At 65.1% G+C, this 15,269-nt stretch carries 13 protein-coding genes and 3 tRNA genes; 11 read left to right on the forward strand and 5 right to left on the reverse strand.

All coding sequences use genetic code 11. The annotated features are described in order from the left end of the window. Positions 1-127: 127 nt before the first annotated feature. From NQ038_RS13655 to fabF, 5 genes are all read left to right on the forward strand, one after another. Complete coding sequence (locus tag NQ038_RS13655) at positions 128-1,351, forward strand: CdaR family transcriptional regulator (RefSeq protein WP_257049699.1); 1,224 nt, start codon at positions 128-130, stop codon at positions 1,349-1,351. A gap of 75 nt (positions 1,352-1,426) precedes the next feature. Next, on the forward strand, positions 1,427-2,347 hold the full coding sequence (locus NQ038_RS13660; RefSeq protein ID WP_257049701.1) for an ACP S-malonyltransferase: 921 nt from the start codon (positions 1,427-1,429) through the stop codon (positions 2,345-2,347). Between the two features lie 32 nt (positions 2,348-2,379). Then, a complete protein-coding gene (locus NQ038_RS13665; protein ID WP_257049698.1) occupies positions 2,380-3,381 on the forward strand; it encodes a beta-ketoacyl-ACP synthase III in 1,002 nt (333 codons plus the stop codon). A gap of 118 nt (positions 3,382-3,499) precedes the next feature. Further along, positions 3,500-3,751, forward strand: coding sequence for an acyl carrier protein (locus tag NQ038_RS13670; protein ID WP_257049697.1), 252 nt, complete (start codon positions 3,500-3,502; stop codon positions 3,749-3,751). An 80-nt stretch (positions 3,752-3,831) separates the two neighbouring features. Continuing rightward, positions 3,832-5,073 carry a beta-ketoacyl-ACP synthase II gene (gene fabF / locus NQ038_RS13675; RefSeq protein ID WP_257049695.1) on the forward strand — a complete coding sequence of 414 codons (1,242 nt, stop codon included), beginning with the start codon at positions 3,832-3,834 and terminating at the stop codon, positions 5,071-5,073. An 83-nt stretch (positions 5,074-5,156) separates the two neighbouring features. Here fabF and NQ038_RS13680 read toward each other — a convergent pair whose 3' ends face one another. Continuing rightward, entirely contained in the window at positions 5,157-5,648 is a 492-nt protein-coding gene (locus NQ038_RS13680; RefSeq protein ID WP_257049693.1) for a DUF3145 domain-containing protein, read from the reverse strand. A 220-nt stretch (positions 5,649-5,868) separates the two neighbouring features. Between NQ038_RS13680 and NQ038_RS13685 the strand changes: the two genes are divergently transcribed. Beyond that, a tRNA-Ile gene (locus tag NQ038_RS13685) sits at positions 5,869-5,945 on the forward strand. Between the two features lie 18 nt (positions 5,946-5,963). On the opposite strand, the gene NQ038_RS13690 is transcribed toward NQ038_RS13685, so the two are convergent. Together NQ038_RS13690 and NQ038_RS13695 are read right to left on the reverse strand one after the other, a co-directional pair. Next, a complete protein-coding gene (locus tag NQ038_RS13690; protein ID WP_257049692.1) occupies positions 5,964-7,220 on the reverse strand; it encodes an EAL domain-containing protein in 1,257 nt (418 codons plus the stop codon). Positions 7,221-7,311: 91 nt separating this feature from the next. Continuing rightward, a complete protein-coding gene (locus tag NQ038_RS13695; protein WP_257049691.1) occupies positions 7,312-8,778 on the reverse strand; it encodes an MFS transporter in 1,467 nt (488 codons plus the stop codon). 104 nt (positions 8,779-8,882) lie between these two features. On the opposite strand from NQ038_RS13695, the gene gluQRS reads away from it, so the two are divergent. Beyond that, positions 8,883-9,836 carry a tRNA glutamyl-Q(34) synthetase GluQRS gene (gene gluQRS / locus NQ038_RS13700; RefSeq protein ID WP_257049689.1) on the forward strand — a complete coding sequence of 318 codons (954 nt, stop codon included), beginning with the start codon at positions 8,883-8,885 and terminating at the stop codon, positions 9,834-9,836. Between the two features lie 116 nt (positions 9,837-9,952). Here the strand turns inward: gluQRS and NQ038_RS13705 are convergent. Both NQ038_RS13705 and NQ038_RS13710 read right to left on the reverse strand, forming a co-directional pair. Beyond that, positions 9,953-10,025, reverse strand: a tRNA-Asn gene (locus NQ038_RS13705). 169 nt (positions 10,026-10,194) lie between these two features. Beyond that, a tRNA-Asn gene (locus NQ038_RS13710) sits at positions 10,195-10,267 on the reverse strand. A gap of 149 nt (positions 10,268-10,416) precedes the next feature. Here NQ038_RS13710 and NQ038_RS13715 point away from each other — a divergent pair. The 4 genes from NQ038_RS13715 (at position 10,417) to NQ038_RS13730 (ending at position 15,243) form a co-directional block, all read left to right on the forward strand. After that, complete coding sequence (locus tag NQ038_RS13715; RefSeq protein ID WP_257049687.1) at positions 10,417-11,364, forward strand: DMT family transporter; 948 nt, start codon at positions 10,417-10,419, stop codon at positions 11,362-11,364. Position 11,365: 1 nt separating this feature from the next. Beyond that, positions 11,366-12,610 carry a glycosyltransferase gene (locus NQ038_RS13720; RefSeq protein WP_257049686.1) on the forward strand — a complete coding sequence of 415 codons (1,245 nt, stop codon included), beginning with the start codon at positions 11,366-11,368 and terminating at the stop codon, positions 12,608-12,610. 245 nt (positions 12,611-12,855) lie between these two features. Beyond that, on the forward strand, positions 12,856-14,340 hold the full coding sequence (locus NQ038_RS13725) for an MFS transporter (protein ID WP_257049684.1): 1,485 nt from the start codon (positions 12,856-12,858) through the stop codon (positions 14,338-14,340). Positions 14,341-14,679: 339 nt separating this feature from the next. Further along, on the forward strand, positions 14,680-15,243 hold the full coding sequence (locus tag NQ038_RS13730) for a C40 family peptidase (protein WP_257049683.1): 564 nt from the start codon (positions 14,680-14,682) through the stop codon (positions 15,241-15,243). The last annotated feature ends 26 nt before the right edge of the window (positions 15,244-15,269 follow it).

The raw sequence follows: 15,269 nt of genomic DNA on the forward strand, positions 1-15,269 counted from the left end.
GATCCACAGTGATCCGCCGGGACCGCCGCCCCCGTACATTCACTACATCAACCGGACTGTGTGAAAAACCAAACATCCTGTGCCGAATCGACAAGTCACTTGGAACCTGTGGGCTAAAGTGGTGCTCATGCCCAAGGCAGCTCACACCACTCCGACCTCCCCGCATCCGGCCGAATCCCGACCCACCTCGGCCGATCGCGTTGAGACCGCACGCCGTCTCAAGGCGGGCCAGGCCATGTTGTCCAAGGTCACCCTGCAGCGCATTGAGACCAAACTGCCGTGGTTCCGCCAGATGAACAACGCCGACCGCGGTTGGGTCGTGGTCCTCGCCAATTCCGGGATCTCGTCCTTCATCGACTGGTACAAGAACCCGGCGGCCCCGCTGAAGGTCATCGCGGACATCTTCTCCTCGGCTCCGCGCGAGCTGGTCAGAGCGGTCTCCCTCCAACAGACCCTGCAGTTGCTGCGTGTGGTCGTCGAGGTCGTGGAGGAGCGGGTGACCGATCTGGCCAGGCACTCCGAACAGCGCGAGCTGCGCGATGCGGTCCTCATCTACAGCCGCGAGATCGCCTTCGCCGCCGCAGATGTCTACGCCCGCGCGGCCGAGGCCCGCGGCAGTTGGGACGCCCGTCTGGAGGCGCTCGTCATCGACGCGCTGGTCCGAGGGGATTCCGTAGACGAATTGGCCAGCCGCTCCGCGGCTTTCGGTTGGCGCAGCGAGTCCGAAGTCTGTGTGCTGATGGGCCGCGCCCCCAAGCGGCGCCCGCGCAAGGCCATCGACGCAATCCGGCAGGCCGCACAGAAGTGGGCGGAGGATGCGCTCGTGGGCATCCACGACGACCGCCTGCTCGTCGTCCTGGGCGGCCCCACCGATATCGCGGGGGCCGCAGACGCTCTGGCGGCCCACTTCGGCCCCGGGGATGTGGTCATCGGGCCGATGGTGCCGTCCCTGGCCGAAGCGGGCACCTCGGCCAACGCCGCGGTCTGGGCACTGCGCACCGCGCAGGCCCGCCCCGCCACGCCCCGTCCGGTTCAGGCGGACGATCTGCTGCCCGAGCGCGCGATTGCCGGTGACCCGCAGGCCGTGCGCACCCTGTTGGAGCGCTACTTCGAGCCCCTGGCCAGTGCCAATGGCCAATTGCTGACGACGGTGGGGGCGTATCTGGAGTTCGGCGGTTCACTCGAGGCCACCGCGAAGGTGCTCGACGTCCACCCGAACACCGTGCGTTACCGCCTGCGCAAGATAACCGACGTGCTCGGCCTTGACCCCACCCACGCCCGGGAGGGTTTCGTCCTGCGGATCGCATTGGTCTACGGTCGACTGTCCGAGGCCGGTCAATTGTCGGCATGACACAAGAATCGAGCCGGAACCACCGTTCTGCACTAGTTTGAGAATGTTGTCTAGTCACCAAAGAGAGTGAGCAACGTGTTAGTCATTGCATGCCCGGGTCAGGGCGCCCAGAAGGCCGGTTTCCTATCTTCCTGGCTCGAGCTGCCCGGGTTCCGGGCCAGCCTGGAGGAACTATCCGAGGCCGGTCGGATCGATCTGGCTGCGCACGGCACCGAATCCGACGACGAGACGATCAAGGACACATCGATCGCCCAGCCACTGCTGGTCGGTTCGGCCATTGCGGCCTATCGGGAGATCACCCGTGACCTCCCCTCCCCCGATTTCCTCGCCGGCCATTCCGTCGGTGAGATCGGTGCCGCGGCGCTGGCGGGCATCTTCGATCCCGCAGACGCGATGCGCTTCGTCCACATCCGTGCCACCGGCATGGCCGAGGCCTCTGCTGCGACTCCGACCGGCATGGCCGCCGTGGTCGGGGGCGTGGCCGAGGACGTCATCGCAGCCATCGAGGCGGCCGGCCTCGCCCCGGCCAATGTCAACGGCGGCGGCCAGATCGTCGCGGCCGGCGCGCTGGAGGCCATCGCAGCCTTCCAGGAGAACCCGCCGGAGCGGGCCAGGGTGATCCCGCTGCAGGTGGCCGGTGCGTTCCACACCTCGTATATGGCCTCGGCACAGCCCGCGTTGGCGCGGTTCGCGGCCGATGTCACCGTGCACGATCCGCAGATCACGATCCTGTCCAACGCCGACGGCGCCGCCGTGGCCGATGGCCGGGCGTACGTCGACACGCTGGTCAGCCAGGTCACCCACCCGGTGCGCTGGGACAAGTGCCAGGAGACACTGCTGGCCGCCGGTGTGACCGGCCTGCTCGAGCTGGTGCCCGGCGGCACGCTGACCGGTATCGCCCGTCGCGCGCTCAAGGGCGTGGAAACCTACGCGGTGAAGTCGGCCCAGGACCTCGACGGCGCACGGGCGTTCGTCTCCGCACACGCCGGCAAGTGACCCCCATCCCCCAGCAAGGAAGTACTTCTCTCATGCCCACCCTCAAAACCGCTCAGGCGAACCGGTTCTCACGGATTTCCGGTATCGGCGGCTACCGTTCCGAACTCACGGTGACCAACGACGATATCGTCGGGCCCATCGACTCCTCCGACGAGTGGATCCAGCAGCGCACCGGCATCATCACCCGCCATCGGGCCGACAAGGACGTCCAGGTGCTCGATATGGCGGAGGAGGCCGCGAACGAGGCTATCGCCAACGCCGGTCTGAAGCCCGCCGATATCGATGGCATCCTCATCGCCACAGTCACCTTCAGCATTCCGACGCCGTCGGCTGCCAGCGCGCTGACCGCCAGGCTCGGCACCGGAGACGTGCCGGCATGGGACATTTCGGCCGCCTGCGCCGGCTATTGCTACGGCATCGCCCAGGCGGACGCCCTCGTGCGTTCGGGTGTGATGGACAACGTCCTGGTCATCGGCGCGGAGAAGCTCTCGGATTACATCGACCCGACGGACCGTTCGATCTCCTTCCTGCTGGGCGACGGCGCCGGCGCCGTGGTCGTGAGCGCCTCCGAGACCCCTGGAATCGCGAAGAGCGTCTGGGGCTCCAAGGGAGAGAACTGGGAGACCATCCGGCTGACCAACAGCTTCCTGGCCCTCAAAGTGGATCCCAGCACACCGTTCCCGACCCTGCGCCAGGAGGGGCCAAGCGTCTTCCGCTGGGCGGTCTGGGATATGGCGGAGGTCGCCAAGCAGGCCCTGGTCGAAGCCGGGATCGAGGCGTCCGACCTGGCCGCATTCGTTCCACACCAGGCCAATATGCGCATCATCGACGAGCTGGCCAAACAGCTCAAACTGCCGGAGTCCGTGATCGTCGGCCGTGATATCGCCGACAACGGCAACACCTCGGCCGCATCGATCCCACTGGCCACAGAACGCCTGCTGCGCGAACACCCGGAACTGCACGGCGGCCTTGCCCTGCAGATCGGATTCGGCGCCGGGCTCGTCTACGGCGCGCAGGTCGTCGTCCTTCCCTGAGCACCCCGGATTCCGGGCAGATCACCATATTCGCGTATTATTCATCGGGGACAACTCGTCGAATATTCGTTCCACACCACGGTCACATGCGTGTGACCACACTATAAGGAGATATTCCATGGCTAACACTGAAGCCGAAGTTCTGGCCGGACTGGCCGAAATCGTCAACGAAGAGACCGGTCTGGCGACCGACGCCGTCGAAGCAGGCAAGTCCTTCACCGATGACCTGGACATCGACTCGATCTCGATGATGACCATCGTCGTCAACGCCGAAAAGAAGTTCGGCGTGAAGATCCCCGATGATGACGTCAAGGACCTCATCACGGTTCAGGACGCCGTCGACTACATCGTCAAGGCACAGCAGGCCTGACCCAAGGTCGAGCGGGACGGCGGCTTGACTGCCGCCGTCCCGCTGTTTTCCCTTCCCGACTATTCGACGAGGTATAACCAATGACTTCTCAAGTTGTCATCACCGGCATCGGTGCGGTCACGCCGATCGGCACGACCGCGGCCGAAACCTGGGACGCCGCGCTGGCCGGCACATCCGGCGCGCGCACTATGGACAACGACTGGGCGGAGAACTACGGCATTCCCGTGAACTTCGCGGCGACCGTCGACCAGTCGGTGGTCTCCGAACGGCTGAGCCGTGTGCAGGCCAAGCGGTTGGACCCGTCCAGCCAGTTCGCCCTGATCTCCGCAAAGGAGGCCTGGGAGGACGCCGGTCTGGAAGAGGTGCCGTCCGAGCGCCTCGCCGTGTCCTGGGGTACCGGCATCGGTGGCGTGTGGACCCTGCTCAACGCATGGGACACCCTGCGGGAGGAGGGATCACGTCGGGTGATGCCGTTGACCGTCCCGATGCTCATGCCCAATGGCCCCGCCGCTGCGATCGGCATGGAGTTCGGCGCGCGGCGCGCGGTGCAGACCGCGGTCTCCGCCTGCGCCTCCTCTACCGAGAGCCTGGGCCGGGCCTTCGATCTCATCACCTCGGGGCAGGCCGATGTCGTGGTCGCCGGTGGATCCGAATCTGCGATCCACCCGATCTGCATGTCCGCCTTCTCCTCGATGCGGGCCCTGTCGCGGCGCAACGATTCGCCGCAGACCGCTTCACGCCCCTACGACAAGGACCGCGACGGGTTCGTCATGGGCGAGGGCGCCGGCGCACTGGTGCTGGAGACGCGCGAGCACGCCGAGGCACGTGGTGCCACGATCTACGCGGAGCTGGCAGGCTGGGGCATCTCCGATGACTCCTACCACATCACCGGTACCGATCCTTCGGGTGACGAGGCCCTGGCCGCCATGCAGGAGGCGCTTGCTCAGGCGGGTCTGGCCGCCGCTGACATCAAGCACATCAACGCGCACGCGACCTCCACCCCGGTGGGAGACGTGCCGGAGTCCAAGGCGATCAACCGTCTGCTCGGCGAGCACGGCCAGGACGCCATCGTCTCCGCCACCAAGTCGATGACGGGCCACCTGCTGGGCGGGGCCGGAGCGGTCGAGGCCATCTTGACCGTGCTGGCCCTGAAGAACCGCATCGCGCCACCGACGATCAACATCGAGAACATGGATCCGGAGATCGACCTCAACGTCGCGCGTGACACCCCTGCCGAGCTGCCGGCCGGCGATATCGCAGCGCTGAGCAACTCGTTCGGGTTCGGCGGCCACAACGCCGTCGTCGCGTTCAAGTCCGTCTGATTTCTCGGCACCGCTCAAACGGACTGCGGGCCCCGTACCTGGAAAGGTACGGGGCCCGCAGTGTATATCCGGTGAGCTGTTCCTTAGCCGACCTTTGACAGCCAACGCACGGGAGCACCTTCACCGGCGTGACGGAAGGGTTCAAGTTCGTCATCCCACGCAGCACCGAGCACCTTGGACATTTCCTCTTCCAAAGCGCTGAAGTCACCGTTCGCCCTGCGCATGGCATTGCGAACCGTGTCCTCCGGTACGACGATGTTGCCAAAGGCATCCGTCAACGCGTGATAGACGCCAAGGCCGGGAGTGTGAGACCACCGAGAGCCGTCCTGACCCTCGCTGGGCTCCTCCGTGACTTCGTAACGCACTCCCTCCCAACCGCGCAGGGCGGAAGCGATCTTCGCACCGGAACCCGCTGGGCCTCGCCAGCAGATCTCAGCGCGGAAGGTACCGGGGGCCGCTGGCTGCGGACTCCAGTCGAATTTCGCCTGAGCACCGATTGCGCCCCCGGCCGCCCATTCGATATGAGGGCAGAGAGCACGCGGAGCAGAGTGCACGAAGAGCACACCTTCAGTCATATTCATTTTCTACCTCCCACTGTTCCGGATACGTCTTCCCCTACGGATCCGAAAAGAGGCACGCGATAATCCTACGACACCCACTGTATAGCCACAACAGGCTATCCGGGCGGCGCTCGACCATATATCCGACCGGAAATCCGAATGGGGCGCGCGGATATGAGTCCACGGCCCACTGCTGCTATGATCGAACGCGGTGTGCGCAATACGCAAACACCCTGCGCCTGTAGCTCAGCTGGTTAGAGCAGGGGACTCATAATCCTTTGGTCGTGGGTTCAAGTCCCACCGGGCGCACCAGATGCCGCGCCGGGCGCGCTACGCCTCGGGCCGCAGCCGGGTCAGTAGGCCCTTGGCCGCGTCGACGACGGCATGGACGTCTCGTGTGACATAGGCCTCGTATTCAGTCCTGCCGTCGGAACCCGGGTTGGGCATCCTGTGCGCACTGATCATCGAGCAGCCGTCCGCTGCCAACAGCAACACGCAGTACTCTCCGCGCAGTGCGTCCGAATCGTCCAGAGGGGCACTGCGAACCCCTGGGACCGGGGCCTCCCGCAGACCTCCGGCGAATACCCCAACGAATCCGCAGGAGTCCCGTAGTCTGATCAACCGATCGGCCATCGGCGCAGTGAGGTCCTCGTCATCGGCGAACACCGCCAAGCACATACCTGTACCCCCGGTGGACTGTGCCCGGGAGAGAACCGTCTCCATATGGGCCGCCAGCAGCTCCTCCCCCATCACCAACGGATCGCGTCCCAGGCCCTGGGCCACCGAGTACGGCGTACCGGTGATGAGAGCGTTGCGCGTGGTGTGCAGGGATACCGGATCGTCGGGCGGGCTGGCGACCGGCTCCGGGGTGGCCGACAGCGCACCGTAGAGTGAGCCGGAGACGAACCGGGCGCCCAGGGCATCGACCAATTCCAGATCGGCCTCGGTTTCCACTCCTTCGGCAAGGATCACGGCCCCCGTCCGTTCGACGTGGGACATCAGCGCATGCGTCAGCTCTGCCAGATAGTGAGGATCGCGAATCTGCAGCACATCGCGATGCAGGCTCACCACCGATGGATTGACGACCGGGATGAAGCCGAGCGTCTCGGAGGTCAACCCGACGGAGCGCACCCCGATCCCCCAGCCCAGCGTCCTGGCCTGGCGGACCGATCGCAACACAACCGCAGGGTCCCGCGCGATCGACGCCGGGTCCAGCTGCAGGATGACCGACCTCTCGGGTTCGTCGGTCCGGTCCTCGAGCAGGGCCAGCGAGGCGGGTTCCGCCGTGACGAACAAGCGGGTGTGCCGGGGCAACCCCGCTGCTTCCGCCGCACGCAGTCCGGACGCACGGAAGGAGGCGTCGAAGTCCCCCACCATCGGGGAGTCACGGACTGCGCGCCGCAACTGGGATGTATCACCCATATCCGGCTGCGGATTCTCATGGTCGACGTGCTGTAACCGATAACCGGCCTGTTGCCCGGTCATGTGGTCGATGACCGGGGCGAAGTACGTATCGACCAAGCCGGACCTGATGAGACGCTCAATATGGGCGGTCTGTTCGTCGACGTGCGGACCCGGTCCAGTCATGCTGTTTCCCTCCAGGGCTCACCTTGTCTTGCTCCCTCATCCTCTCACAGGGCAGGCCGGGTGCCCGTGGGCATCGGTACGGGTCCGGGCCTCAAGCCGGTTGTGCACGCGCCCGACTCCGCCGGCTCAACTGCAGGTCGGTCAGGCCGACTATGCCGGTGAGGACCAGCACGATGCCGATGCCGATGAAGGCCATGACGAAGGCCACCGCGTAGCCTCCGGCACTCAAGCCGGCGAAGAACACCGCGGTGATGACCGCGATCCCGATCGCGGTTCCCACCCGCTGACCGGTCTGCATGACTCCACCCGAGCTGCCCGCATACTTGACCGGGACCTCGGCCAGAGTAAGTGTCTGGTTGGGACTGATCACCATGCCCTGGGCGATGCCCAGGATCGCCAGACTGGCCATCAACCACCACGGACTCAGACCATAGGCCTCGACCGCCAGGACCACCGCGATAGAACCGAGTACGGCCAGCAGGGCCACCCCCACTCCCCACACGACCAGCTTGCGCCCATAGGTGAAGACCACACGGCCGGTGATCTGCGGAACGATCGCGGAGAAGGCCGCCGACGGCAGGCCGATGAGCCCTGCCGTCAGTGCGCTGAAATGCATGCCATCCTGCAGGTACAGGGCCACGACCACCCAGACACAGGGCGTTCCGACGAAGTACACACTCGACAGCAGTGCCCCCGAGGCGAAGCTGCGGGTGCGGAAGAGTTCCATATCGACCATGGGCGCGCCTCCGCGCCTGGCATAGCGGGTCTCCCACCATACCCACACGACCACCAGTCCCGCACCGATGACCAACAGGGAGTACATCCAGGCGCCGAGGCTGCGCTCCAGGAAGGGCAGCATGACCAGGAGGGTGCCGACACTCAAAAGCAGGACGCCGATGGGATCGAAGTCCGCGCGGCGCCGCTTGGGTGCAGGGTCATCGATGGAGCCGGCTTGATCCTCACCGCTCCAGGCGTCGCCGGGCAACCAGTACCGACCGATGATGAGCGCGGCAGCGGCAATCGGCACGTTGACCAGGAATGACAGGCGCCAGCCCCAGTCGCCGCCGAACAGGGCGATGAACGATCCGCCCAGGATCGGGCCGATCGCCACGGAGACTCCGACGACGGTACCGAACATGCCGAAGGCCCTGCCGCGCGCCTTGCCGTGAAAGTACTGCTGGATCATGCCCACGCCCTGAGGGCTGAGCATGCCCGACCCCAGACCCATCACGATCCGCGCCAGATTGAGCAGCAGCGGGGAGCCCGCCAGTCCCGCGGCCAGTGATCCCACGCCGAAGAACACGAGTCCGACCACGAAGAGCTTGCCCCGTCCGAACAGATCACCGGCCCTGCCCGCCGCCACGAGCAGCACGCCGAAGGCCAGCGTATAGCCCGACAGCACCCATTGGAGCGAGGAATTGGAGGCTCCGATCGAGACCTGCAGACTGGGCAGGACGACGTTGACGATCGAAATGCTCAACAGGGACATGAACAACGGGACCAGGATCACTCCCAGGAGCTTCCGCTGAGCAGGAGACATCGGCGTTTCATTACTCATTTATCCAGTCCTATACGATTTCGCTCCACTTGCAAAGACCCGGGGCGAATTCGCCTCGTCTGCGTGTCCGAGGCCACATATGGACGTCTCCTAGAATGGGACCCATGTCCATCGGTCCCGCCCCGCGCTCCGCCACGTCACCCGCTACCGCGAAAACACTGCCGGCGGCGGGCCGGTTCGCCCCCAGTCCCAGTGGCGATCTGCACATCGGCAATGTGCGCTCCGGAATCCTGGCCTACCTGTTCGCGAAGACATCGGGCCGCGATTTCCTGTGGCGGGTCGAGGACCTGGACCGAGTGAAGCGGGGCGCGGCCGAACGGCAGCTGGCGGATTTGGCCGGTCTGGGGATCGTCCCGGACGCGCCGCCGGTCTATCAGTCACACCGCACCGCACATTACGCCGAGGCGCTGGAACGTTTGGCCGAGCACGGACTGGTCTACGAGTGCTACTGCTCGCGCAAGGACATCCAACAGGCGCCCACTGCCCCGCACCAGCCGCCGGGAGCCTATCCCGGTACCTGCAGGGATCTGGAACCTGCGGTCAGGGAGGCGGAGCGCCGCAGGCTCGCCGCCGCCGGGCGCCTGCCCGCGTTACGGCTGCGTTCGGACTTGGCCGTCCACCACATCACCGATGTGTTGCTGGGCCCGGTCCAGTCCACCGTCGACGACTTCGTCCTGCGCCGTGGAGACGGAGTCTGGGCCTACAATCTGGCCGTGGTGGTCGACGACGGCTTAATGGGAGTCGATCAGGTGGTGCGAGCCGATGACCTCGCCGATTCCGCTCCCCGGCAGGCGTACCTGGCGAATCTGCTGGGGTTCCGAAAACCCACGTACGCCCATGTCCCCCTGGTCCTGGGGCCCACGGGGGCGCGCCTGGCGAAACGCGATGGTGCGGTAACCCTGCGCCAGCTCGGCGACACCGACTTCGACATCTGGTCCTGGACGGGAACCAGTCTGGGCTTCGGACCGTGGCACTCCTTGGACGAGGCTGTGGCCCGATTCGATCCCGAGCGCATGGTCGAGTGCCCAACGACCTTCATTCCGCCCGCCCGCGCATAGCCGGGTTCACGGGATTCGAGGCCGAGGTGGCGGATACGTGGCACCTGGCCCCCACGCCCCCAGAGCACAGAAAAAGCCCCTCACCAGCGTTTTCCCTGGTGAGGGGCTTCTATCGGCTCCCCCGGCTGGGCTCGAACCAGCGACCCTTCGATTAACAGTCGAATGCTCTGCCAACTGAGCTACGGAGGAATATCCGCAACCGGAACGCACTGCCCGGTAACGGATACGAGTGTAGCACGCGCCGAACCGCAGCGGGAAATCTGTGACCGCGGGCCACTTTGGCACCCCAAGGCGGCCAGAGCAATCCGGATTGGAACGCACAGAAGCCCTGGATCCTAAGATCCAGGGCTTCTCAACGCTCCCCCGACTGGGCTCGAACCAGTGACCCTTCGATTAACAGTCGAATGCTCTGCCAACTGAGCTACGGAGGAATAGTTCCCCGAGGCCTTTCGGCCCCTTGCAACGGGTTCAACTTTAGCACCGCCGCACATTCCGACCAAACCGGGTGGCGGTGTCCTTCCTCACACACACGGAGGGGGATTTCGCGCAAATCCCAATGGTTCGCCGATAGGATGTCCTGGTGTCGAATCTGCTCGCCGTCCTCCTGGCCGTCATCTCCGCGGTGGCCCTCGCATACGGGGCCATGCTCCAGCATCGGGGTGTCTCGGATGACCACGGCAGCGCTCAGGGCTTCGGCATCCGCGCCCTGTTGGCCATGTTCTCCCGCGGCGTCTGGGTGGCGGGCCTGGCCGTCACCGGCTTGGGCATGGTCCTCAACGTCGTCGCCCTTGCAATCGCCCCCGTCATGGTCGTTCAGCCGATCGGCGCGATCTCCGTCGTCGTCAGCGTCCTACTGGGAGTATCCACCCGCGGCCTGCGGACCACGAAGCGGATCTGGGGCGGAGTCGCCCTGTGCATGGCCGGAGTCGGCAGCTTCGTCGCAGCCTCGGCAACCGTCGCCCGCACACAGCCGCACTACGGCGTTGAAGCCCATATCCTGGCCGGCCTGGGGATCGGCACAGCCGCGCTCTTCCTGCTGATCATCCTCGTCCTGCGCAGGGCCGGACAATTGCTCTACGTGATCGCAGCCGGCCTCATGTACGCCTGCGTGGCCACCAATGTGCACCTGGTCAGCTTCCAGCTGCTGCACGGTGGAATCGCGGAGATCACCTGGTTCAATGTGGTCGCCCTCGTCGTCGGATCGGCAGTTGGCGGATGGTTCGTCCAGGCGGCCTATGCTCAGGGACCCCCCGAATTGGTCATCGCCGGCCTAACCGTCATCGATCCGATCTTCGCCGTCATCCTGGGCAGTGTACTGCTGGGCGAGGCCGCCACGGCTCCGGCATGGGTGATCACGGTGATGGTGATCACCGGATTGGCGGCATGTTTCGGTGTCGTTGTATTGTCCCGATATCATCCGGATGTTCAAGCCCGGAAAGAAGAGAGTCCGCGAATCATCGCAGGCTCGCACGGCTCGGTGGATTCGAACGGCCCAACCGGCCCGGATCCGCTCGACCAGACTACCTGAGGTGAGTGCACTGTTCTCCGATACTTCCGCCGCGCATGCGTCCGCACCGCACAACGGCCAGACGCTGCGCATCTGCATAGCCTGTGAGACCTACGCTCCCGAGGTCAACGGAGCCGCCAAGTTCGCCGAACGGCTCGCAACGGCCCTGGCCGGCCGCGGCCACGAAGTCCACGTCATCTGCCCCTCCCCCAACGGCAAGCGCCGCAACACCCGGCAAGACGGGGTGATCCTGCACTATGTGAAATCCGTCAGGTGGCGGCCCCATCCGACCTGGCGCATCTGCATGCCATGGGACACCCGCCCGGCAGTCGCCCAGATCCTCGATGCCATCCGGCCGGATGTCGTCCACACCCAGGCCCATTTCGTCATCGGCAGGTTCGCCTTCAACGAGGCGCGCAAACGGGGCATCCCCGTTGTCGCGACCAACCACTTCATGCCGGGCAATGTCCGCCCGTATCTTCCGGCACCGGACCCGGTGCTCGACATCGTGACCAAGGGCGCTTGGTGGGACCTGCGGCGGAAGTTCGAATCGGCCGACTACATCACGGTCCCCACACAGCTCGCGGCCGACCTGCTGACCGACCACGGGTTCACCCACGATATCCACCCTGTGTCGTGCGGCATCGACCTATCGAAGTTCCATGCAGCATGCGCCACCGGCGACACGGCACAGGCCGAGGCCCCGACGGTCCTCTTCGTCGGCCGCCTGTCCGCGGAGAAGAACGCGACGGACATCGTGCGAGCTCTGGCCAAGACCGATCCGGCGCTGAACCTCCATGCGGAGATCATCGGCCACGGCGACCAGGCACCCGTCCTCGAGGCCCTTGCGGTAGAACTGGGCGTCGCCGAGCGGGTGCGCCTCCTGGGCAAGGTCGACGACGACGCGCTGGTCTCCGCATATCAGCGCGCCACCTTCTTCTGCCTGCCGGGGACCGCAGAACTCCAGAGCATCGCAACTCTCGAAGCCCTGGCCTCGGGGAAACCGGTGGTCCTGGCCGATGCAGTGGCTCTGCCCCACTTGTGCCGCGACGGGGAGAACGGCTACCTCTTCACCCCGCGCGACACGGATGATCTGGCCGCCAAGTTCACCCGTCTGCTCACGGCATCGCAGGAAGAGCGCGCGGCCATGGGACGGGTGTCACAGGAGATCGTCGCCAAGCACGACATCGAGAACACCCTGAACACCTTCGAGGACATCTACGCAGAGGTCATCGCCGCGCACTCGCGCGTCCGACGGCCCGCCTGAGGCCCCACATTCGGGATTGCCACTCAATACACAGGTGCCCTTGACGGGGAAGCACGCATTCGCCAGTTGCCTACTGGCCAAACAGCGTTTTCAGGGTTCTCACATGTAGGGCTCATATTGCAATAAACCCTGCCGAGTGCACCCTCCCGGTTCTGCCTTGATCTTCGATTTCGGCCTCCGTAAGGTCGAACATCGTATGCGGCGTCGCCCAGCGATTCCGAACCGATTAAGTGCAGGAGGTACTCATGCACAGCAGAACCGGCAAGTCCCCCAAGCCCCACCCCGAACGACTCAAGGTCGAACACGTCAACGTCGTTCCACCCACCAAGCTCAAGCCCGCGATCGGCGGCACGCTGGTCGGCAACTTCATGGAGTGGTACGACTTCGGCATCTACGGCTACCTGGCCGTCGTGATGACCGGCGTCTTCGCCTCCGGGCTCCCCACCCAGTGGCAGCTCCTGGCGACCCTGCTCGGCTTCGCCGTCAGCTTCCTGGTCCGCCCCCTTGGTGGACTGGTCCTGGGGCCGCTGGGCGATAAGTTCGGCCGCCGCAAGATCCTCTTCTTCACCATGAGCGTCATGGCCGGCGCCACCGCCCTCATCGGCCTGCTGCCGACGGCCAATACCCTGGGTGTCTGGGCACTCGTCCTGCTCTACCTGCTGAAGATGCTGCAGGGCTTCTCCACCGGCGGCGAGTACGCCGGTGCCGCGACCTACGTCGCCGAATTCGCGCCCGACCGCAAGCGCGGCTTCTTCTCCTCCATGCTCGACACCGGTTCTTATATGGGCTTTGCGGCCGGCGCCACCGTCGTCGGTCTGACCACCTGGATCAGCACCTCCGTATCCGGGCCGGACGCCATGGCCGAATACGGCTGGCGCATCCCGTTCCTCACCGCAATCCCCCTGGGCATCATCGCCGTCTGGCTGCGTTCGCGGCTGCCGGAGACGCCCGCGTTCGAGGTGGCCGAGGCCAGCGCCGATCTCACCGACGTCGACCACGACGATCCCTATGCGCGTCACGGGTTCATCGGTCTGATCCGCCACCACTGGCGCCCCCTGCTGGTCGCCATGGCCATCGTCGCCGCCACTAACAGTGCCGGCTACGCACTGACGAGCTACATGCCCGTCTATCTCGAGGAGGAGGTCGGTTATTCCTCGATCACCTCCGCACTGGCCACCGTGCCCGTTCTGGTCGTCATGAGCATCTGTATCCCGATCGTCGGCTTCATCTCCGACCGTGTCGGCCGCCGCCCGGTCTACGCTGCCGCCGCGATCGCCACAGTGGTCCTGACGGTGCCCGCCTTCAAGCTGATGCACTTGGGGACCCTCGCCTGGGTGATGGTCGCCCTGTCGCTCATTGCGATCCCCGTGGCCCTGTGGGTCGGCCCCTCGGCCGCGGCTCTGCCCGCGCTGTTCCCCACCGCCACCCGCTACACGGGTATGGGCCTGTCCTACAATCTGGCGGTCTCCGCCTTCGGTGGCACCACCCCGTTGTTCACCCAGGCGCTCATGCAGTGGACGGGCAACAATCTGATGCCGGCGTTCTACATCATGTTCTTCAGCATCATCGCGGGCGTTGCAATCCTGGCGATCGGCGAATCGGCCCGCAAGCCTCTGACCGGCTCGCTGCCGATTGTCGCAACTCACACCGAGGCCAGGGCGCTGGTCGCCTTCCAGGATCGCAATCCCGATCTGGATTTGGAGACCATCCGAGTTCCGGTCAACGCCTAGATTGATCACACCCATCCTGACCTGGAACGATAGATAATCGTCTCACACTGTGAAGCGCCGCATCCCATATTGGGTGCGGCGCTTCTTCGTGCACTCATACCACGACAGGCGTGGCCTTCGGAAGAGTATTTTGGGTAACGAATCGGGAGTCATTGTTGCATTTGGGTAACGGCATGTGTAACACTCGAAAAGTCACAGAACGATAACACCAACACATGTCGGTACATACGTGAGGGGCCTCGAGCCCCGCCGGGTGGAAACACCCGGGCCGATGCGCACAGGCGGCCGCTTCACAGCTTCCCCGCAGCTGCGGCCCCCAACAGCGAGGATAGGTATTTCATGAGTTTCAAGACGTCGATCACAGCAGTCGCCCTGACCGCGGCACTGACTATGGGCGGAGCCATTGCGGCATCGCCGGCGAACGCGGCCTCCCTGGGCGCCGCCGGAAGCGGCTCGAGCAAGAAGTCCGACTCCAAGAAGAAGTCGGACAAGAAGAAGTCCAGCAAGAAGGCTTCGAAGAAGAAGTCCAAGAAGAAGGCTTCGAAGACCTCGAAGCGCAACGCCATCGTCAAGCTGGCCAAGAAGCAGAAGGGCAAGAAGTACCGCACCGGTGGTAACGGGCCCAAGGCCTTCGATTGCTCCGGCCTCGTTCGCTACGTCTACAAGAAGAACAAGATCAAGGTCCCGCGCACCAGCTCCGCGATCGGCAAGGCCGGCAAGCGGATCTCGGTGAAGAAGGCGAAGCCCGGCGACATCATCCACTCGCCCGGCCACGTCGGAATCATCACCAAGAAGGGCAAGGCATACGGTGTCGACGCGGGTAATTCGCGTGTGGGTGTCTCGGAGCGTTCCCTGAGCTGGATGAAGGGCGCCAAGGTCGTGCGGGTCAAAGCCCTGTCCTGACCCCACCCGGTGGCCCTGATCCACCA

This window comes from Brevibacterium sp. 50QC2O2 (assembly GCF_024580675.1).
In the GTDB taxonomy this organism is placed as follows: Bacteria; Actinomycetota; Actinomycetes; order Actinomycetales; family Brevibacteriaceae; genus Brevibacterium; species Brevibacterium moorei.